The organism is Pseudodesulfovibrio halophilus DSM 5663, from assembly GCF_059568665.1.
Map to the genome: position 1 here is coordinate 354,448 of NZ_JCANTV010000008.1, position 20,094 is coordinate 374,541.

Genomic DNA, 20,094 nt, shown 5'->3' on the forward strand with positions numbered 1-20,094 from the left:
CGAGATTCCAAGGAGGACTCAATGTCTGCGAATAAACTTGGATCGGTCATGGTCGTCGGCGGCGGTATCGCCGGTATTCAGACGGCGCTTGATCTGGCCGACTCCGGTTATTACGTGCATTTGATCGAGAAGAGTGCCGGTATCGGCGGCGTCATGGCGCAGCTGGACAAGACCTTCCCGACCAACGACTGCGCGATGTGAATCATCTCGCCCAAGTTGGTTGAGTGCGGTCGGCACTTAAATATCGAGTTGCATACTCTGGCAGAGGTTCAGAACGTTTCCGGCGATGAAGGCAACTTCACCGTAACGGTAAAGAAGGCCCCCCGATACGTGGACATGGAAAAATGTATCGCGTGCGGGGAGTGTGCCGCGAAATGTCCCAAAAAAGTTGACGACGAATATCAGGCCGGTCTTTCCAAGAGAAAGGCTGCCTACATTCCTTACGGGCAGTCCGTGCCGCTGAAGTACGCTTTGGACGGCGAAACCTGCATCATGATCCAGAAGGGCAAGTGCGGCGCCTGTGAAAAGGTCTGCCCCACCGAAGCCATCAAGTTCGACGACAAGGAAGAGATCGTCGACCTGAACGTCGGTTCGGTGATTCTCACGCCCGGTTTCAAGGCGTTTGACCCGTCCGATCTGGATTACACCTACTACAAGGAACTCCCCGACGTAGTGACCTCGCTCGAATACGAGCGCCTGCTGTCTTCCTCCGGTCCCTGCCACGGCCACCTGACCCGTCCCTCGGACGGCAAGGAGCCTGCAAAGATTGCTTGGCTGCAGTGCGTCGGTTCGCGCGACATCAATCGCTGCGGCAACGGATTCTGCTCCAGCGTGTGCTGCATGTACGCCATCAAGCAGTCTGTCATCACCGCCGAGCACACCACCGGCGACATTGACCAGACCATCCTGTACATGGACATCCGCAGCCACGGTAAGGAATTCGACAAATACTACGAAAGCGCCAAGACCAACGGGATCAACTTCGTGCAGGCACGGCCGCATACGATCCTGCCCGGTCCCGACGGCGTGGGTGCCGTCATCCAGTATGCCGACAAGTCCGGCAACATGGTCGAGGACGTCTACGACCTCGTCGTGCTGTCCATCGGCATGGAAGCGCCCAAGGACGCCAGGCAGCTGTCCGAAACCGCCGGTTTCGAGCTGAACAAGTACGGGTTCGTGGAAACGAACTCCTTCGAGCCGGTGTCCACCTCCAGAGCGGGAATCTACTCCTCGGGCGCGTTCAACGCTCCCATGGACATCCCGCAGGCGGTCACCGATGCTTCCTCCGCAGCGGCCACCGCGGCCAAGCGGCTGGCGGAAGTGCGCGGCACCATGACCGAAGAAAAGGTCTGGCCCGAAGAGCGCGACATCTCCGGCGAGGAGCCGCGCATCGGCGTGTTCGTCTGCTCCTGCGGTACCAACATCGCGGGCACCGTGGACGTCAAGGCCGTATCCGAATATGCCGCGAGCCTGCCCGGCGTGCAGATGGTGGAGAACAACATGTTCACCTGTTCCACCGACACGCAGGAGCTGATCTCCAAGAAGATCAAGGACAACAACCTGAACCGCATCGTGGTTGCCGCGTGTACGCCGCGCACCCACGAGCCGCTGTTCAAGGAGACGCTGAAGGAAGCGGGCCTCAACGAATACCTCGTTGAAATGGCGAACATCCGCAACCAGAACAGCTGGGTCCACCAGAACGAGCCCGAGAAAGCCACCGAAAAGGCCAAGGACCAGGTCCGCATGGCCGTTGCCAAGGCCGCCCTGCTCCAGCCCCTGAGCAAGATGTCCGTGGACGTCACGCAGAAGGCGCTGGTGGTCGGCGGCGGCATGTCCGGCATGACTTCCGCCCTCGGCATCGCCGACATGGGCTACGAAGTGGTGCTGCTCGAAAAGAGCAACATGCTCGGCGGCAACGCCTGGTCGCTCTCCCAGACCTGGCGCGGCGAAGAGATTCGCCCCGAGGTGGAGAAGCTGGCGGCCAAGGTGGATAACCACGAGAACATCACCGTGCTCAAAAACGCTATGCTCAAGACCGCCGTCGGTTCCGTCGGCAACTTCGTGAGCGAGGTGGAAGTGGACGGCGAGACCAAGGCCGTCAAGTACGGCGTTGCCGTGGTCGCCACCGGCGGCAAGGAATACAAGCCGGACGAATACGGCTACGGACAGTCCGACCGCGTGAAGACGCATCTGGAATTCGACAAGATGCTCGATTCCGGCGACTCCGCCAAGGCCGACTCCGTGGTCTTCATCCAGTGCGTCGGTTCCCGCAACGAAGAGCGCCCCTACTGCAGCCGCGTGTGCTGCACCCACTCGGTGGAGAGCGCCATTCGCCTCAAGGAACAGAAGCCGGAGATGAACGTCTACGTGCTCAATCGCGACATCCGCACCTACGGCCTGCGTGAAGACCTGTACACCAAGGCCCGCAAGCTCGGCGTGATCTTCATCAAGTACACGCTGGGCAGCCTGCCGCAGGTGGACGCTTCCGGCGACTCCGTCTCCGTGAAGGTCAACGATCCCATGCTGGGTCGCGATCTGGACATCAGGGCCGACTACCTCGTCCTCGCCACGGCCATCGTGCCCAACGAGACGAGAGAACTGGTCGAGCTGTACAAATGCGCTACGGGCGACGACGGGTTCCTCACCGAGGCTCACCCGAAGCTCCGCCCCGTGGACCTGTCCGTCGACGGCCTGTTCGTCGCCGGTCTGTGTCACTATCCCAAGCCCATCGACGAAGCCATCGGTCAGGCCCAGGCGGCCAGCAGCCGCGCCGGAGTCATTCTGGCACGCACCGAGATGCCTCTCGACTCCATCAAGAGCGAGGTCACCGAGCAGTGCGACGGCTGCGCCCTGTGCGTGGATACCTGCCCCTACAACGCCATCAGCCTCGAAGCGTTCGAGGACGAGAAGGGTAAGGAACACCGCAGGATCGCCACCGACAAGGCTCTGTGCAAGGGATGCGGCGTGTGCATGGCCACCTGCCCGAAGGGCGGCGTGGAAGTGAACGGCTTCACCATGGCCCAGCTCAAGGCGCAGGTCACCTCCGCCTTGGCAGGACTCTAATCGAAGGAGTTGAAAATGGCTGACTTCGAACCGAAAATCATCGGCTTTCTGTGCAACTGGTGCGCATATGCCGGTGGCGACCTGGCCGGTGTTTCCAGGTTGAAATATCCTCCGAACATGAAAGCCGTGCGGGTGATGTGCTCCGGCATGGTCCATCCGGACCTTGTGGTGGACGCCCTCAAAGGTGGCGCCGACGGCGTCATCGTCATGGGCTGACACCTCGGAGAGTGTCATTACCTGGATGGTAATCATAAAGCATTGGCAAGGGCCGGAGCTACCGAACTGCTGCTGGAAGACCTCGGCGTCGATCCCGAAAGGTTCGCCATCGAATGGGTCTCCTCCGCGGAAGCTCCCCGTTTTGCGGAAGTGGTCACCAAGTTCACCGAGAAGATCAAGGAACTTGGTCCCAACCCCGCGAAAAGCAAAAAGGCTGCAGCCTAAGGAGGACTCGCAATGGTCAAGATTGCAGAAGAGTGGCTGAACTCCTGTTCGGGCTGCGAAATCGCCATACTGAACATCGGCGACGTGCTTGTGGACCTGCTCCCCTCGCTGGAGTTCGTGCACATCCCCGTGCTGATCGACAAGAAATACTACGGCCAGACCGGTGAAGGCACGGAGCTGGACATCCCCGAAGCGGTTGTCGGCATCGTCTCCGGCGGCGTGAAGAACGAAGAGCACCTCGAGGTGCTCAAGAAGATGCGCGAACGCGTGCAGATTCTGATCGCCCTGGGCACCTGCGCCACCGACGGCGGCATCCCCGCGCTGGCCAACATGTATTCCAACGACGAAATCCGCGACTTCGTGTACCGCGACTCTCCGACCACGGAAGCCGGTCCGAACCCGGACGTCAAAGGAAACCATATCCCGGACATGCTTGAAAGCTGCTCCGCCCTCGACGAACACGTCAAGGTGGACCTGAAGCTGCCCGGTTGTCCCCCGCATCCCGACTGGATCGCCGCCGCCATTCTGTCCCTGCTGGACGAGAAGAACGTGCTGGAGCTCCCGGAAAAGTCGGTTTGCGACACCTGTCCGACCCAGAGGGAACGCAAGAAGAGCATGGGCGACATCAGGCGCATGCTTGAGACCCCGGACTACGACCCGGAAAAGCCCATCAGCGAGATGCGCTGTCTGCTGGAGCAGGGCTTCATGTGCCTCGGCCCGGTCACCAAGGCCGGCTGTTCCGGCATGACCGGCGAGGCGCCGCGCTGCATCAGCGCGCGCGTGCCCTGCCGCGGCTGCTACGGTCCCGTTCGTGACGACCGCATTCCCCTCGTGGACTACGTCGGCGCACTGGCGACGGTGGGCTACGACCCGTCCCGCATGCCGGACCGTCGCGGCTATCTCTGCCGCTTCAACGGCGGGCACGGCGTCCTGAAAAAACTGGGTTAACAGGAGTAAATGATGAGCAAAACGCTGAGAGTAGCTCCCATCACCCGCATTGAGGGCCACGCCGGGTTCGAGATCATGCTCGACGACAACGGAAACGTTGCCGATGCCCGGATGCAGGTCATGTCTCTGCGGGGATTCGAGAAGTTCGTTGTGGGCAGACCCGTGGAAGAGGTCTCCCGCATCGTCAACCGCATCTGCGGTATATGCCCGTGGCAGCACCACCTGGCGTCCAACAAGGCCGCCGACCTCTGCCTCGGAGCCGAAGTGCCCGAAACCGGCAGGAAACTCCGCGAACTGTGCCAGATGCTGGCCTACATCCCGGACAAGATCCTGCACTTCTACTTCCTCGCGGCCCCGGACTTCGTCATGGGTCCTGACGCGGACTACTCGGTCCGCAACGTGGTCGGCGTGGTCGGCGCCGTGCCCGATCTGGCAAAACAGGTCGTGCACATGCGCTACAAGACCCAAATGGCGCTCGAAAAGTTCGCCGGAAAGGTTATCCACCCCATCGCCGCGGTTGTCGGCGGCTTCTCCAAGCCGCTGCTGGAAGACGAGCGCAAGGAACTGCTGGAAGTCGTCAAGGAAGCCAAGGACTTCTGTCTGTTCACCATCAAGTTCGCACGCGAAAACGTGTTCCCCAAGTATCTGGAAGCCGTGAAGACGCTTGGCGTCTTCCCCTCCGGCTACATCGGAACCGTGGACGGCAACGGCTCTCTTGAGCTGTACGACGGCCAGCTGCGCCTGATGAACATCGACGGCTCCTACGATCAGTTCGACTACTCCGAGTATCAGGACTACATCGCGGAGCACGTCGAGGACTGGTCCTACCTGAAGTTCCCGTACATCAAGAAGGCCGGGGGCATTAAGCTGGACGAAAACGACCCCGTGGGCGTCTACCGCTCCAACTGCCTTGCACGCGTCAACGTCTGCGACCAGATGAAGACGCCGCTGGCGCAGGAGGAACTGGAGATATTCCGCAAGGAGTTCGGTCGTCCCGCGCACCTGACCCTGCTGTATCACTGGGCCCGCCTCATCGAGCTGGTGCAGTGCTGCGAGCGTGCGGAAGAACTGCTCAACGATCCCAAGATCACGGGACGCGAAATCCGCGCCGAAGGCATCAAGCCGCAGGCCGGGGAAGGCGTCGGCTGCGTGGAAGCCCCGCGCGGCACCCTGATCCATCACTACAAGACGGACAGCGACGGCATGGTCGAGCAGGCCAACCTGATTGTGGGCACCACCCACAACAACGCCGGCATGAACCTGTCCATCAAGCAGGCCGCCAAGGCGGTCATCAAGGACGGCCAGTATGACGAGGAGGTCATGAACCTCATCGAAATGGCGGTACGCGCCTACGATCCGTGAATGTCCTGCGCTACCCACCGCCTGGATGGCGGTATGGCCATGGAACTGAAGATCGTCGACGCTCAGGGCAACGTCCTTGACACCTTCAACAAGTAAGGACGGGTTTCCCGTCTGACAGACAGGGGGGCCGATACGTCGGTCCCCCTTGTTTTTTCCGCGCAGGCGACGGCTGCGGTTCAAACTGATTTATGCTACTGACGTGCACCTGCTAACGTGGCTCCGGCCACACGACCTGTGAGAAAGCGCATGGACTGGTCAAAAATGTTTACCTCCCGCGTGGTGGTGTTCGGCTGCGGAAACATTCTCATCGGCGACGACGCCGCCGGACCGAGAGTGGTAGAATTGCTTGAAAAGGACTCCGAGATCCCCGATGACGTGGGGCTGCTCGATGTGGGCACCTCCATCAGAACCATCCTCTTCGACCTCATCGTGGCCCCCACGCCGCCCGAACGGGTCGTGGTCATCGATGCCACCACCGAAGAACAGGGCCGCGAGCCCGGAGAATTCTGGGAAATCAGTATCGACGGCATGGACCCCAAAAAGGTCAACGACTTCTCCCTGCACATGTTCCCCACGGTGAATCTGCTCAAGGACCTGAAGGAGAACACGGGCATCGACGTGAAGATTCTCGTGGTCCAGACCGGCTACGTCCCCGACGAGCTGGACGAGACCATGAGCCCTGAAGTCGAAGGCGTGCTTCCGGCCATGGCCGAAAAGGTAAAACAGTGGTGTATGCCTGAAAACGGCTGATTGCTGCTAGCTCGGCAAGAATTTGAGAAGCCCGGATTCCCGCAGGGGAATCCGGGCTTTCATATTGTTGTGAGGAGAAAAGGGTCGAAAACTGGTCAACGGGCCGTGCGGCTCGTGGGGAGGCATCGTTTGCCGCATGGGTTGCAGGTTTCGGCCTTTTGGCCGACCTTCTTTTTTGCTTGCGCAGAAAAAAAGAAGGCAAAAACTGCGCTTTTGGGGTGCGCCGCCGCCCTCGGCGAGAGGCTCTATGACGCGGTCACTGCTACGGGTGAAACGTTTGTGGCTACAAACACCACCCGTACCTGCGTGACCGGTCAAAAGATCCTCTATGCCTCTACCGGCAATTGCTGCGGTACTTGTTTGGCGGGAGAGGGTTTTTCGGTGGGAGTTCTGAGGGGGAGTGTTTTGGCTGAGGGAGTTGCTTGGAACTGAATTTGGTTAAGAGAGTTCGTCAGCCAAGACCCCCACCCCTCATCACTCGTCAGCGGCGTTGCGGCGTATCGTCGCGGACCGGGCGTCGCCGTGAATCCTGCCGCTGCAAGGCCGCTGACAACACTGGGTTTCCAAAGGGGGCCCGCCCCTTTGGTCTGCCTGAAGGGCCCGCCGGAGGCATCGTTTGCCGCATGGGTTACAGGCTTCGGCCTGTCGGCCGACCTTCTTTTTTGCTTGCGCAGAAAAAAGAAGGCAAAAACTGCGCTTTTGGGGTGCGCCGCCGCCCTCGGCGAGAGGCTCTATGACGCGGTCACTGCTACGGGTGAAACGTTTGTGGCTACAAACACCACCCGTTACCTGCGTGACCGGTCAAAATATCCTCTATGCCTCGACCGGCAATTGCTGCGGTACTTGTTTGACGAGAGAGGGTATTTCGGTGGGAGTTCTGAGGGCGAGTGTTCTGGCTGAGGGAGTTGCTTGGAACTGAATTTGGTTAAGAGAGTTCGTCAGCCAAGACTCCCACCCCTCATCACTCGTCAGCGGCGTTGCGGCGTATCGTCGCGGACCGGGCGTCGCCGTGAATCCTGCCGCTGCAAGGCCGTTGACAACACAGGGTTTCCAAAGGGGGCCCGCCCCTTTGGTCCGCCTGAAGGGCCCGCCGGAGGCCCTTTCGGTTGTCTACTCCGTGAGCTTCTTCCAATCGTTCAGGAACGAATCGAGTCCTGAATCCGTGAGCGGGTGCTTGGTGAGTTGGGTGATAACCTTGTACGGCACGGTGGCGACGTCTGCCCCGAGCAGTGCTCCTTCCAGCACGTGGTTCGGGGAGCGCACGCTGGCTACGAGGATTTTGGTATTCATGCCGTAGTTGTCGAAGATGGTGCGTATCTGGGAGACGACTTCCATGCCGTTCTGGCCTATGCCGTCGAGTCTGCCGACGAAGGGGCTGACGTAGGTGGCGCCGGCCTTGGCTGCGAGCAGGGCCTGCATGGCGGAGAAGACGAGGGTCACGTTGGTGCGGATGCCTCGGGATTCGAGTTCCCGTGTGGCGGTGAGGCCTTCGGCGATCATGGGAATCTTGACCACCACGTTGTCGCCGAAGGAGACGAGGTGTTCGGCCTCGCGGACCATGGCCTCAGCGGTAGTGCCGACGACTTCGAGGCTGACCGGGCCGTCGACGGTGTCGCAGATTTTCTTGGCCTGTTCCTGCCAGTCGCCGCCTTCGCGGGAGAGCAGGGTGGGGTTCGTGGTGACGCCGTCTATAAGGCCCTGTTTGCGGGCGGAAGCGATTTCGTCGAGGCTTGCCGTGTCCAGAAAGAATTCCATGATGGTCCTCCGATGGTCGTGAGTATTTTCGACTTTGCCTGACACTCTGCCACAGATGCGTGACGAAGGGTAGGGGGAGTGTGCGTCAAGTTGCGTCTGCTTCCGGGAGTTCGGTCTCAGGGGTGGCGGGGAGCATAAATGAGATACTGGTACCTTGGCCGGGCCTGGAGTCGGCCCGGATGTCGCCGCCGTAGTGCAGTACTATCTGGCGGCAGATGGCCAGCCCGAGGCCGGAGCCTGTAGGTTTGTGTCCGTCGGCGGAGTTCCTTGCCTGATGAAAGCGTTCGAAGACCGCGCCAAGCTCGTTTGCGGGGATGCCGGGGCCGGTGTCGGAGACGGTTACGGTCAGCATGGTTCCTGCGTTCGTTTCCGCGCGGTCGGCGATGAGTTCCACCTGCCCCTGATTCGTGAATTTTGCGGCGTTGTGCAGGAGATTTACGACAACCTGTGTCAGCTTGTCCGGGTCCACGGTGACGTGAGGGAGGTCTTTGGCGAAGCGTTCGTTGACCTGAACGTTCTCGTTGAATTCGTTTCTGGTCACGGCCAGTGCGTGGGACAGGACTCGCTGGGGGTGTATCGTGCGGTCGTTCCACAGCATCTTGCCTGACTCGATGCGAGTGAGGTCGAGCACGTCGTTCACCAGTCTGGAAAGGCGCTCCCCCTCCCCGATGATGATGCTCAGGTTGTCGTCGATGGTGGCGGCTCTTGCCGCCTTGAGGGAGCTGTCCGGCTCGGGGCTCCAGAAGTGGCGGGTGAAGCTCTTGCGAGTGACTTTGGCGAACCCGAGGATGGAGGTCAGCGGGGTGCGCAGTTCGTGAGAGACGGATGACAGGAACGTGCTCTTGAGGGCGTCCAGCTCGCGCAGGCGCTGGTTGGCGGCCTCCAGCTCCTCGGCTTTGTGTTGGAGATCGCGGGTGCGCTCGGCCACGGTCTCCTCGAGGTTCTTGTTGAGCTCGGCGAGGTTCTCCGCGGCGAGTCGCTTGTTGTGTTCGCTCTCGCTCAGAGCGTTGAGAATCTCCTTGTATTCGGTCAGGTCCTCGAAGACGCCAAGCAGGGTGCTTTCGGTGATGCGGATGAGTCTGGCGCGGACGTAGACTCGACGCTGACCGGTGAGGGAGGTGTAGTAGTCTTCGTAGCTGGCTCTGCCCTCGGTGATGGCCTTGCTCACGGCCTCCTTCACGGCTTCATTGCGTATGTCGCGGAGAATGTTGATTCCTGTGATCTGCTCCGGTCCACCTGCTCCCATTATGGTGGCAAAATAGCGGTTGCAGCTGGAGACGGTGCTTTTGTTGTCGAACATCATGATGCCCACCGGGGCCTGCGTGACGATGCCCCGGAATTTTGCCTCGCTTTCCCTGAGCGCGTCGGCGACCCGTGCGGATTGCTCCAGCGCATGGCTGAGCTGCAGGTTCTTTTCGTCCACTGCGTGATAGGATGCGTGGAGGCGTTCGGCCATGTCGCCGAAGGACTGGACGAGGTCCGCAATCTCCTTGTCCCCTATGTTCTCGGGCAGGTCCGGCTTTTCCTCTCCGGCGTAGAGCGAGGTCATGGAGTCGCGCAGCCGCAGTACGGGCAGCACGACTGAAGTGTTGATCCTTTTGCGCAGCAGCGTCAGCATGCAAAGCAGCGTGATCAGCAGCAGGCATCCGAAGAAGAGATAGAAGGTCGTGGTCTGGGAGAGGACGGGGCCGAGGTCGTATGAGAGCCTGATCCAGCCCAACGTTTCGCCCACGGCGCGCACCGGCTTGGTGAAGACCATTGTTCTTCCGTGCCGTTCATAGAGAAAACGTTCGCCCGAAGGAAGCGTCGGAGGGGTGATGGTGCTTTGCAAAGCGGCTTGCTCGTCTGTGCTGCCCGCCGTGGCGATCGCTTTGCCCCTGTCGTCATAAAGGGTGATGTGATGGATGTTCTTCACCCGCTCGATCTGCTCCAGGCGCATTTTCAGGGCCTTTATGCGCTTTTCGAAAAGCTCGTTGGCAATGCTGTCCTGATCGCGGGTCAGCAGTGTGTCGAGCAGGAAGCAGGCCGACTCGATGTTCTGCTGCGTCCAGTGCAGCTGAACCGGCACGGCGGCGAGCACGAACAGGGCGCTGATGCCCAGAAAGGTCAGGAGGATGGATTCAGTTACCTTGCGGGAGAGACTCTTCATATCCTGATGGGGTGTCCGTTTTTATGTAGCGGGTTCCGCTTCGGGTTATCTGCAGAATGACGAGGGGTTTGAGGGGATCGCGTGAGCCGTCGAAGGATATGGCTCCCGTCACGGCGGCATATTCTTTTGTGGCAAGGAGCGTATCGCGTATCGACTCGGATGAAGCGTCGCCGGCCCGGCGTATGGCGTCCGCCACGACCATCATGGCGTCGTAGGCGCAGGGGTTTCCCGAATCCACGAGGGAGAGGGCGTCCGGCCCCAGCTCTTTTTTCAGCATGCGGACGAAGTCGCGGCTTTGCGGATGCTCCGAGCTGTGATGCCAGTGCGAGGTGTAGTAGTTGTCGCCGTTGGCCGGATCAAGGTACGGATACTGCTCCAGAGCGGTCCAGCCGTCACCGCCGAGAAAAGGCATCTGCATGCCCATGTTGCGGGCCTGCTTCAGAATAAGCCCTGAATCGCGGGCGAACCCCGGAACGAAGACAACGTCCGGGTTTGCCTCCTTCACATCGTCGAGCTGACTTGAGAAGTCCATCGAGCTTTGCAGGTATGACCGCTCGACAACGGTATTGCCGTCGAGCCTCTCGAACTCTAGGGAAAAGGCCTCTGCAAGGCCCTCGCTGTAGACGTCTCCTGCTATGCTCAGCACCGCTGCGGATTCGGCCTTGAGGTCCCGCGCGGCGAAGCGGGCCAATGCCAGCGCCTGCTGGCGATTGGTGTAGCAGACTCGAAAAATGTAATCCCCGACCTGCGTGACCTCCGGGGCGGTGGTCGTTGCGCCGATCATGGGGATGCCCGCCTTCTGCAGCACCGGCGCCATGGCCATTGCGTGTGAACTCCATGAGGGGCCGATGACGGCTGCGACGCCTGCCTTGACAGCATCCCTTGCAGCTTCCCGCGAGCCGAGGGCGGTACTCTGGTTGTCAATCTCCAGCAGCTCCACGCGTCTTCCGAGCAGTCCGCCGGACTCGTTGATTTTGTTCACGGCGAGCTGCACCATGCGATAATTAGGCGTGTTTTCCTCTCCGGCCGGACCGGAGTGGGCAAAGATGCTGGCAATGAGGACGGGGCCTTCATCCGCCGCTGCCGGGGGAGCTTGGCCGAGAAGGGGAAGGAGGAGCAGCGGGAGAGTGATTCCCAGCAGCACCTTATGGAATAAACTGACAAGTCTTGGTGGCATTGGCATTCTCTCCATTCTAGGAAACATACGTTGAAACGTGGCGGTTGCGCAAGAAGTGAGTTCATTTCAGCGTAATTGGCAGATAACGGAACCATATCATTTCGGGCTGTCGTTTATGGCTGTATTCTGCGGCAGGGGTGTTACAGCTTCGTTTGCAGTGCGTAGCGCACTGCGTGTAACAATTGTTTGAATGGAAACCCTGTCCCGAATACTTCAATAAATTGGGGGTCTATGCGTTACGTCTTGCTGCTGATCACTCTGTCGGCCGCACTCCTGTGGCCGAAGCCCGCCTGTGCTGCCGAAATATGGAAGATCGCCTCGTTGTACTGGCCGCCCTACAGTGGCGGTGAACTGGCTGAGGGCGGTGCTTCTGTCCAGCGGCTGCGGGACGCCTTGAAGCCGTTCGGTGTGAAGCTAGAGGTGACGTTTCTCCCTTGGGCGCGTGCCAGAATGGTCGCGCGCACAGGCGACTATGTCGGGTATTTTCCTGCGTGGCCGGAAGAGGTCGATGACGGCTTCATTGCGTCGGTTCCCGTGGAGTGGTCGAGCGTTGCGGTAATGGTCCGCAAAGACAGCAACATAAGGGCCGACGAGTTGCAGGAGGTCTTCAGGCACCGCGTCGGTCTGGTAAAGACGTACGACTATCCGGCGACGGTCACGGCACAGGCCGCGCGGCGGCCGCACAATGTGGACCGCACTCCGAACGAGGAGCTGCTCTTCAAGAAACTGTCCGAGGGACGCATCGACGCCGCCATAACCGACCCCAAGGTGATGCTCCACATAGCATCGCGATCGGGCGTGGCAACCATCAGAGTGCTGAGGGTTCTGGGCCACCGGCCTCTGGTCCTGGCGTTGCGTGATCTCCCGGGGACGACAGCCCGCCTCCGCCTGCTCAGGGAGGCAATGAACCGTCTGGACGGGAATGCAGCGTCGCCGATCACCCCGTGAATCCCAAAAGATCATGAACGAAAGAAGCCCTTCGTCCGAAGACGAAGGGCTTTGTTTGTGATTGGCGGAAGCGTATAGGAGTCGAACCTACCGACGAGGGTTAGCCCGTCCACTGGATTTGAAGTCCAGGCGCCACACCGGTGACGAAACGCTTCCGAGCGGAGGTAATTAGCTATCAGGTTTGAGGATTGCGTTCAAGGGAAAAGAGCGAATGCGTCGATGGGTCGAGCGTTGCGAAGGTTGCGTGAAGCATTTCCACAGAGGCTGGATTCTGCTATGACGAGGTAATGTCGGACATCGGTTCGGCTGGCAACCTAAACAGCAGGCGGAGGAATTGATGAAACGAAGTATCGCAACCATGGCGGGCGCGGTCCTCTGCGTCAGCTTGTTCAGCGCTGGCGCCTGTGCTTCTTCGGATCTCGGCGAAGAGCTCGGAAGCACTTGCAGCAGCTGTCACTCCACCAAGCGGATATGCCGCTTCCAGGGCATCAAGGATGCCGAGGCATGGAAGGAGACCGTGGAACGCATGATCGGCAACGGCGCCGACCTTTCGGAGAGCAGAATCGACGAGGCCGCCGCGTATTTGAACGGGCTTGCGCCGGGGACGGGGCCGTTCTGCGAATAGTCTCGGTTTCTGATGATGCGTGCCTGTCGCCTCTGAGGCCGGGCACGGCAAAAGACCCCTTCACGCCGCCGGGCGGAAGGGGCTACCGAAAACTGTGTACCGCGACCCTGGGGATCGTGTATATGGCCGGAATGCCGCGCCGGCGGCTAACGGGGACGGAAGGTGATGCGTCCGCGGGTCAGGTCGTACGGGCTGAGCTCGACGGTGACGGTGTCGCCGGGCATGACGCGGATGCGGAACTTGCGCATTTTGCCGGAGATGTGTGCGAGCACTTCGTGACCGTTTTCGAGGGCCACCCTGAACATTGCGTTCGGCAGTGCCTCTTCCACGGTTCCCTGAACCTTGATTCCTTCTTCCTTGGCCATTGAGACTCCCTGTTTGTGTTTCTCACGGCGACCGGACACCCGTCCGGGTCACCCAGTGCGCATACGGCGCACAATGCTGTTGGTCGTTGCCCCCGTGCGTTGAGGGCCAGTTTCCCATATAAGAAATTGCCGGGATTGTCCAATCCTAATGCGCCATGAGCCTGAAAACGGCTGTTGTTCGCATGGGCATCATGGTAGTTTGCGCCGGTACGCGCAAGGAGGAATCATGCACGACAGGGCTGCAAGAAAAGATGCGTTTTCCAGGCGCCTGGTCGGTCTGCTCAATGAGTCTTCGCTCACGCTGGCCATGGCGCTCGGCTATAGGGCGGGGCTGTTCGAAGCGATGGATGAGCTGAGTGAGCCAGCTGAGGCTTCGGTCATTGCCGAGGCAGCCGGGCTTCACGAGCGGTACGTGCGCGAATGGCTTGGCGTTATGGTCTCGGGGGGCGTGGTGGAGCTGGCCGAAGGCGCCCCCGAGCGCTTCCTGCTGCCCGGAGCGCACGCCGACCTGTTGACTGAGCGGGCCGGGGCGGAAAACATGGGGGTCTACATGCAGGAGATTCCCTTGCTGACTGCCAGCGTGTACGACGACGTGGCCGAGGGGTTTCGCAGCGGCGAGGGGGTCGGCTATGACCGCTATCCGCGTTTTCACAGGTTCATGGATGAGCTGGCGGTCGCGAAGCATCGTCAGACCCTTGTGGATGTGTTCGTTCCCTCTGTTGAGCGAGGTGCCATGGTGGAACGACTGAAAAAAGGTATTCGCGTGCTGGATGTCGGGTGCTCCGAAGGAACCGCGCTTCGTTTACTCGCCGGAGCCTTTCCCCGGAGCGAATTCCTCGGGGTGGATGTCTCCGGGGATTCGGTCCGGCGCGCTGGGTGGAAAGCTGCTGAGGCCGGACTTGCGAACGTTGCCTACGACCTGCGTGATGTGACGCGCATGGCACCGGCGACGGACGGGAAGTTCGATTGGATCACCGCCTTTGATTCGATTCACGACCAGACTCGACCCGCTCGGGCGCTTGCTGCGATCCATTCGCTGCTCGCTCCGGGTGGCGTGTTCTCCATGGTGGACATCGCTGCCGAAAGCTCCATTGGTGGCAATGCCGACCACCCCATGGGTGCGTTTCTGTATACCGTGAGTCTGATGCACTGCATGCCCGTCGGTCTCCAAGGGGGCGGCGCGGGACTCGGCATGATGTGGGGCAGGCAGCGGGCTGAGGCCATGCTTGCCGAAGCAGGCTTTTCCGATGTACGAACATCCCCGATTCCCGACGACCCGTTCAACCTGCATTACTGCTGCCGGGCATGATCCGGCGGGGCTGAACCGCCAAACCGCCAAACCGCAACCATACGGAAAGAACGATGACCGAATCCAAGATGACTCTTCAGGAATTTCTCGACGGCTGGGAACCGGGTTTCTCCCGCGACAGTTTCGAACGCTTCCGCGCCGCGCTGGAGGCCATGGAAGGCGTGGAATGTGAATTCGTGGCGCGCCCGGGGGTGAGCTACTCTCTGCGGCCGCGCAAGGCTGGACAGGAGCGGCCGCTTTTTGCGCTGGTGGATGTGGTGGACGATCCCTCCGGCCGCTGGCTCTCCGTCTGTTCCTACGCGGATTTCGTCAGCGACCCGGATGAGCAGGGTGACTTCGTCCCTGAAGGGCTCATGGGACAGGACGCGATCTGTTTTGACGTTGACGAGGACGCGCCCGAAAGCGTTGAGTTTGTATTGTCCAAGCTCGACGAGGCCTACGGCAAGGCTGACTAGCCTCCCTCTCGGCAGAACTCACTGACGACCCGATTTCGCTCTTGTGACCGGACCGCCTCTGCGGTCCGGTCTTTTTTTTACTGACTTTCCGCCTCGTGCGCTTCTCTCATGAGAGAGCAGTGCGTCCCTCAAGTCGCCAAGCCGCATGTGCATAATGAGCTGTGGTGTGCAGAATCGGAAACGACGACTCTGCGAAACGGCAGCGGTGGAGTGGCTGCTGTGGCCTTCCCCGGTCCGCCTGCAGGCGTCGTGGCGTGGCTGGGGCGCCAAATGCGCTCACGGAGAGGTTTTCTTGAGGAGGCACAAGGTCTGCGCTTTTTACCTACTGGAAACCAGAGGGGACAGCGGGAGGTGCCGAGGGCATGAAAAAAGGCCGGAGCAGATGCTCCGGCCTTTTGAATAGGCTTCGTATGTCCAGCGGCTTAACGCTTGGAGAACTGGAAGCTGGCGCGTGCGCCGCGGAGACCGTACTTCTTACGCTCTTTCTTACGAGCGTCGCGAGTGAGGAATCCGGCCTTCTTGAGCACGCCGCGGAGTTCCGGGTCGAGCTCGCAAAGGGCGCGTGCGATGCCGTGACGGACGGCCTGAGCCTGTCCGGCGACGCCGCCGCCACAGCAGCGGATCTTGACGTCCACGCTGTCGAGTTTCTTGGTCAGGCGCAGCGGCTGCTGCACGACCATCTGGAGGGTCTTGCGGGGAAAGTACTCGGTGAAGTCTTTTCCGTTGACCTGAATCTGCCCGGAACCGGCGTAAATGCGGGTACGGGCGATGGCATTCTTTCTCTTGCCGGTGCCGTAATTAAAATCGCTCATGATGTCTCCCGATTACAGTTCCAGGGTTTGGGGCTGCTGGGCCGCATGCGGGTGTTCGGAACCGGCGTAGACCTTGAGCTTTTTCAGCTGCTGGCGGGCCAGACGGTTGTTGGGCAGCATGCCCTTCACCGCAGCGGTGATGACGTTTTCCGGCTTGATCTCGAGCATCTCGCGCAGATTCTTGCCGCGGATGCCGCCCGGGTAGCCGGTGTGCTTGTAGTACATCTTGTCATCCAGCTTCGCGCCGGTGACCTTGATCTTTTCGGCATTGATCACAACCACGAAGTCTCCCATGTCCATGTGGTGGGAGTATTCGGGCTTGTGCTTGCCGCGCAGGCGATTGGCGATTTCGGTGGCCAGGCGACCGAGAACCTTGTCGGTGGCGTCCACGACGATCCAATCGTTCTTCACGTCTTCCGGAGTCGGACTATATGTCTTCATAAAAATGCTCCTTGCACAAACTGGGAACGGGACAGTTACGGTGTTTGTCTCCGCATGTCAAGCGACAAGACGATATCCCGACGCGTTGAAACGATGTCCCGGTGCCGACCGTAACGGGGTGGGGAAATTCGGGATGCGGCCGATGCCGGGCCTTTCTTCGCGTCAGAATCCGACTTGCGGATAAATGAACCTCTCGGGTCCGGACGGTGCAAGTACATCGTTTGGCGACAAAAAGCAAAACCTTTTTTCGTGCGGACCCGGAAAATTTACTGCGCTCCCGCTCCGACGGCGCTCGCGCCACCGGAATCGTTGCATGTCGTAAAGGGACTGCTTGTCAGTCGAAGTCTGCCAGCAGGGCGTTTATCTGCACGCCCGCAACCGTGGTGCGGCCCTTGTAATGGTTGCGTATGCGAAACAGCGCCTGGTGCAGCTGGTCCGAGGAGATGCCGTTCTTGAGGGCGGTGTGCGCCTCGATGAACGCGGCCAGCCGGTCGCACATCTTGAGCAGTTCCCCGTCCTTGGGGTCCAGCGTGTCCTGATTGTTGTCGGCCAGCTCGTCAGCAGCCACCGCCAGAACCTTGCCGTCGCGCACGATGGTGGCTTGGAATTCGCTGCCCACGTCGAGGCCGAGGAAGTAGGCCATCCGCTCGGAAACATCCTCGTACCCGCCGTCCCGCAGCGGGGCCAGCACGACCTTTTCCAGCTCGTACAATTCATATTGACGGATAAGCTCCGCAATTTCCGGTGCCGACTGCTTGACCGGGGAGATGATGTCCCGGGTCAGCAGCTCGGGCAGGTCGTGCACAAGCCCGGCGAAAAAGTTGTTCTGCTGTCGCGCTCGGCAGGCGCCCACTTCCTGACTGAAGAACCATCCGTAGGCAGCCACGATGAACATGTGACCGAGCACCGAGGTCTCGGGCACGCGTGGGGTCTGGGACCAGCGTTTCTGGAAGCGCAGTCGCCCGCACATTCTGGCGAAGCGTCCCAGCGTGGTGTTCTCGTCGTCCAGCAGCTCGTCCACGCCTCTGATGTCGCGGAGGTCCTTGAGGCGATCCACGAAGCTCTGTTCGATCTCCATGAGCTCGTGGTCCATGGTGTTGATGCTCTTGAGCAGCTTGAATTCGGACCAGCTGGCGTAGAGGTGCGCGGCCCGCAGGATGCGTCTGGCCAGCCCTTTCTCCTCCGGCTCCATGAGGAACTCGCCCATGCGGCGCAGGAATCCCTCTCCCAGTGGCTGAAGGCGCGGGGCCAGCTCCGAGACGACCCACGAGGTGAGCTTGCGGTAGTCCTCCCGGTTCTCCTTGATGCGGTAGAACACTGGCGGCTTGATGTCCGTGATGACCAGCCGGTAAAGGTAGTCGAAGATGCCGCCTTCCACGATGCTCTCGCCGAGTGCGCGCCGTCTGGCAACGTCCATATCCCGGGAGTTGATGACGAACAGGACCCACGCCACGATCATCTTGTGGGCCTGCTTGTCCACCTCCACCAGTTCCATGGGGCGCAGCTTGTCGTTCCAGCGTTTCATGAACGCGCCGGAGAAAACCAGTTCCAGAAGGCTCTTGCGAATGATCACGGACATGGTGCGTTATCCTGCGGTTTCCGGTTCATCCGTTCACCATAGACGGTGCGGCCCGGTTTGTGAATGCCCGAAATCCGGACGGCCTATTTGCGCCTGAGCACTGCGACCGCCTCGACATGGGTGGTATGCGGAAACTGGTCCACGGGCTGTACGCTCTCCACGGCGTAGGCGTGCGAGAGCCTGCCGAGGTCGCGCGCCAGCGTCGCCGGATCGCAGGAGACCGCCACGACCTTGCGGGGCAGCATGTCGAGGATGCCGCGCACCATGGTCTCGTGCATACCGGAGCGGGGCGGGTCGGTGACGATGATGTCCGGATCTGGCACGCCTTTCACCTGTCCGAGGCCGTGCTCCAACGTTCCGGCGTGGAATTCGCAGTTGGAGAAGCCGTTGATCTCGGCGTTGCGCACGGCATCGCGCACGGAGTCTTTGGAAAGCTCGAATCCGAGCACCTTCTTTGCCTTGTCGGCGAGGGCCAGCGCCAGCCCGCCTGTGCCGCAGTAGAGGTCCATGACCGTATCGTCCGGGCCGGGATCGGCCGCCTGACGGACCGCGCCGTAGAGGAGCTCTGCGGCCGCGCTGTTGGGCTGGAAGAATGCGTTGGGTGATATCCGGTAGCGAACCTCGGCGTCCGGAAGACGGAGGCGCTCCTCCACCGAGTCCTGCCCCATGACCTGCTGAATGCGCTCGCCGAAGGCCAGATCGCGGCGGCTCTTGCGGGTGGAGTGAACGAAGGAGGTTATCTCCGGGAAATCGGCTTGTAGCGCGCGACCAAGTTTTTCCGCCGGGGAGTGGTCGCGCGCGGTGGCGGTGATGAGGTGCACCATCAGCTCGCCTTCGCCGGAGGTGGTGCCGTGGTGCCGGATGACGAGGCGGCGCAGGTAGCCTTTGCCCGTCTTCGGGTTGTAGGCGATGCGTCCGAGCGAGGGACCCAGTTCGTTGGCGCGGCGCAGGATGGCGGCCGTCTTTTCCGTGCAGATGCGGCATTCCGGCACCGGCATGACGGAGGCATCGGTTCTGCGGCGCAGTCCGGCCACGGGCTGCCCTTCCATGGCGTCATAGACGAATTCCATCTTGTTGCGGTAGCGCCAGATGCCGGGGGAGCCGATGGGGTCCAGCGCCGGGACATCTTCAAGGCCGCCGATGCGCTTGAGCGCGTCGGAGACGCGGCGGGTCTTCCACGCAAGCTGTTCGGCCGGGGCCATGTGTTGCAGCAGGCAGCCGCCGCACTCGGGAAAATGCGGACATTCCGGCTTCACTTCGACAGGGGAGCGTTCCACCACCTCGGCCGCGAGGGCTTCGGCATACCGTTTCTTTACGCGCTGCACGCTGGCCTTGACGCGGGAACCGGGCAGTGCGCCCTCCACAAAGACCGTCATGCCGTCGGGCAGACGCGCTACTCCGTTGCCGGTTGATGCCAGATCGCGGATCGCCACTTCTATTATTTCGCCTCTTTTTATGCTCATGAGCGGGGTTTGACAGCTTTCCCCGGCGCTGTCTATGACTTTATCCATGATCGACAAGGCCACTGCCATAGAAACCGTCATGGAGCGGCTCAAGAAACTGCCGCATGGCCACGCATTGGATATGCGCACATACAAGCGAAACCGCTCCGTGCTCATCCGGCGTGTGGAGGACGATCTGTTCGAAGTCATTCAGAACGGCTACGAACAGAACCGGTTTGAAAGCACCCGCAAGAAGATGAAGAAGCTCTTGAAGACGCTGCTCAAGAAAGAGTTTCCGCGAAGCACCAAGATCAGGCTGTACACGCTGGAAGGGGAGAACGCGGAAACCCATTTGCCAAGGAAGATTCTCTGAGACGACGTTTTGACCGATTTGAACGGTCTTTCAGATGGCAGTGAGGGGACCGGGGCGAAAAAGAGCGCGGCTGTATTGCGGCCCGGACGATTTCGGCCTG

At 60.6% G+C, this 20,094-nt stretch carries 18 protein-coding genes and 1 tRNA gene; 10 read left to right on the forward strand and 9 right to left on the reverse strand.

Annotation, left to right across the window (positions count from 1 at the left end; genetic code table 11):
- Positions 1–21 precede the first annotated feature (21 nt).
- From BR24_RS03800 to BR24_RS03820, 5 genes are all read left to right on the forward strand, one after another.
- Positions 22–3,063, forward strand: a complete 3,042-nt coding sequence (locus BR24_RS03800; RefSeq protein WP_496540176.1) for an FAD-dependent oxidoreductase — start codon at positions 22–24, stop codon at positions 3,061–3,063.
- A 15-nt stretch (positions 3,064–3,078) separates the two neighbouring features.
- Complete coding sequence (locus BR24_RS03805; protein ID WP_156816797.1) at positions 3,079–3,504, forward strand: hydrogenase iron-sulfur subunit; 426 nt, start codon at positions 3,079–3,081, stop codon at positions 3,502–3,504.
- A 12-nt stretch (positions 3,505–3,516) separates the two neighbouring features.
- A complete protein-coding gene (locus tag BR24_RS03810; RefSeq protein WP_018125010.1) occupies positions 3,517–4,452 on the forward strand; it encodes an NADH-quinone oxidoreductase subunit B family protein in 936 nt (311 codons plus the stop codon).
- A 9-nt stretch (positions 4,453–4,461) separates the two neighbouring features.
- Positions 4,462–5,910, forward strand: coding sequence for a Ni/Fe hydrogenase subunit alpha (locus BR24_RS03815; protein WP_496540177.1), 1,449 nt, complete (start codon positions 4,462–4,464; stop codon positions 5,908–5,910).
- 150 nt (positions 5,911–6,060) lie between these two features.
- Positions 6,061–6,564 (forward strand): hydrogenase maturation protease, encoded by a 504-nt coding sequence (locus BR24_RS03820; protein ID WP_496540178.1) that lies wholly within the window; start codon positions 6,061–6,063, stop codon positions 6,562–6,564.
- 1,110 nt (positions 6,565–7,674) lie between these two features.
- Here the strand turns inward: BR24_RS03820 and fsa are convergent.
- From fsa to BR24_RS03835, 3 genes are all read right to left on the reverse strand, one after another.
- Entirely contained in the window at positions 7,675–8,319 is a 645-nt protein-coding gene (fsa, locus tag BR24_RS03825) for a fructose-6-phosphate aldolase (protein ID WP_496540179.1), read from the reverse strand.
- Positions 8,320–8,404: 85 nt separating this feature from the next.
- Complete coding sequence (locus tag BR24_RS03830) at positions 8,405–10,468, reverse strand: ATP-binding protein (RefSeq protein ID WP_496540180.1); 2,064 nt, start codon at positions 10,466–10,468, stop codon at positions 8,405–8,407.
- Entirely contained in the window at positions 10,440–11,645 is a 1,206-nt protein-coding gene (locus BR24_RS03835) for an ABC transporter substrate-binding protein (protein WP_496540181.1), read from the reverse strand. Before BR24_RS03835 ends, BR24_RS03830 begins: the two co-directional genes overlap by 29 nt.
- Before the next feature lie 243 nt (positions 11,646–11,888).
- Between BR24_RS03835 and BR24_RS03840 the strand changes: the two genes are divergently transcribed.
- The gene (locus BR24_RS03840) at positions 11,889–12,593 is read left to right on the forward strand and encodes a substrate-binding periplasmic protein (RefSeq protein ID WP_496540182.1); all 705 of its coding nucleotides are present in this window, start codon (positions 11,889–11,891) and stop codon (positions 12,591–12,593) included.
- 62 nt (positions 12,594–12,655) lie between these two features.
- Here BR24_RS03840 and BR24_RS03845 read toward each other — a convergent pair.
- A tRNA-Sec gene (locus BR24_RS03845) sits at positions 12,656–12,749 on the reverse strand.
- Positions 12,750–12,930: 181 nt separating this feature from the next.
- On the opposite strand from BR24_RS03845, the gene BR24_RS03850 reads away from it, so the two are divergent.
- Entirely contained in the window at positions 12,931–13,218 is a 288-nt protein-coding gene (locus BR24_RS03850; protein ID WP_496540183.1) for a hypothetical protein, read from the forward strand.
- A 146-nt stretch (positions 13,219–13,364) separates the two neighbouring features.
- Here the strand turns inward: BR24_RS03850 and infA are convergent, their stop codons facing one another.
- The gene (gene infA / locus BR24_RS03855; protein ID WP_018125019.1) at positions 13,365–13,583 is read right to left on the reverse strand and encodes a translation initiation factor IF-1; all 219 of its coding nucleotides are present in this window, start codon (positions 13,581–13,583) and stop codon (positions 13,365–13,367) included.
- A gap of 226 nt (positions 13,584–13,809) precedes the next feature.
- Here infA and BR24_RS03860 point away from each other — a divergent pair, with 226 nt between their 5' ends.
- Both BR24_RS03860 and BR24_RS03865 read left to right on the forward strand, forming a co-directional pair.
- The gene (locus BR24_RS03860) at positions 13,810–14,892 is read left to right on the forward strand and encodes a class I SAM-dependent methyltransferase (protein ID WP_496540184.1); all 1,083 of its coding nucleotides are present in this window, start codon (positions 13,810–13,812) and stop codon (positions 14,890–14,892) included.
- Between the two features lie 53 nt (positions 14,893–14,945).
- Positions 14,946–15,347, forward strand: coding sequence for a hypothetical protein (locus tag BR24_RS03865; RefSeq protein WP_496540185.1), 402 nt, complete (start codon positions 14,946–14,948; stop codon positions 15,345–15,347).
- Positions 15,348–15,769: 422 nt separating this feature from the next.
- On the opposite strand, the gene rpsI is transcribed toward BR24_RS03865, so the two are convergent.
- The 4 genes from rpsI to rlmD all read right to left on the reverse strand — a co-directional run bounded on the left by rpsI (position 15,770) and on the right by rlmD (position 19,642).
- Positions 15,770–16,162: a 30S ribosomal protein S9 gene (gene rpsI, locus BR24_RS03870; protein ID WP_211208186.1), complete on the reverse strand. Its 393-nt coding sequence runs from the start codon at positions 16,160–16,162 to the stop codon at positions 15,770–15,772.
- Positions 16,163–16,171: 9 nt separating this feature from the next.
- Complete coding sequence (rplM, locus tag BR24_RS03875; protein WP_496540186.1) at positions 16,172–16,600, reverse strand: 50S ribosomal protein L13; 429 nt, start codon at positions 16,598–16,600, stop codon at positions 16,172–16,174.
- 334 nt (positions 16,601–16,934) lie between these two features.
- Positions 16,935–18,179: an HD domain-containing protein gene (locus BR24_RS03880; protein WP_496540187.1), complete on the reverse strand. Its 1,245-nt coding sequence runs from the start codon at positions 18,177–18,179 to the stop codon at positions 16,935–16,937.
- Positions 18,180–18,262: 83 nt separating this feature from the next.
- Entirely contained in the window at positions 18,263–19,642 is a 1,380-nt protein-coding gene (gene rlmD, locus BR24_RS03885; protein ID WP_496540188.1) for a 23S rRNA (uracil(1939)-C(5))-methyltransferase RlmD, read from the reverse strand.
- Positions 19,643–19,676: 34 nt separating this feature from the next.
- Between rlmD and BR24_RS03890 the strand changes: the two genes are divergently transcribed.
- On the forward strand, positions 19,677–19,994 hold the full coding sequence (locus BR24_RS03890; RefSeq protein WP_496540189.1) for a hypothetical protein: 318 nt from the start codon (positions 19,677–19,679) through the stop codon (positions 19,992–19,994).
- The last annotated feature ends 100 nt before the right edge of the window (positions 19,995–20,094 follow it).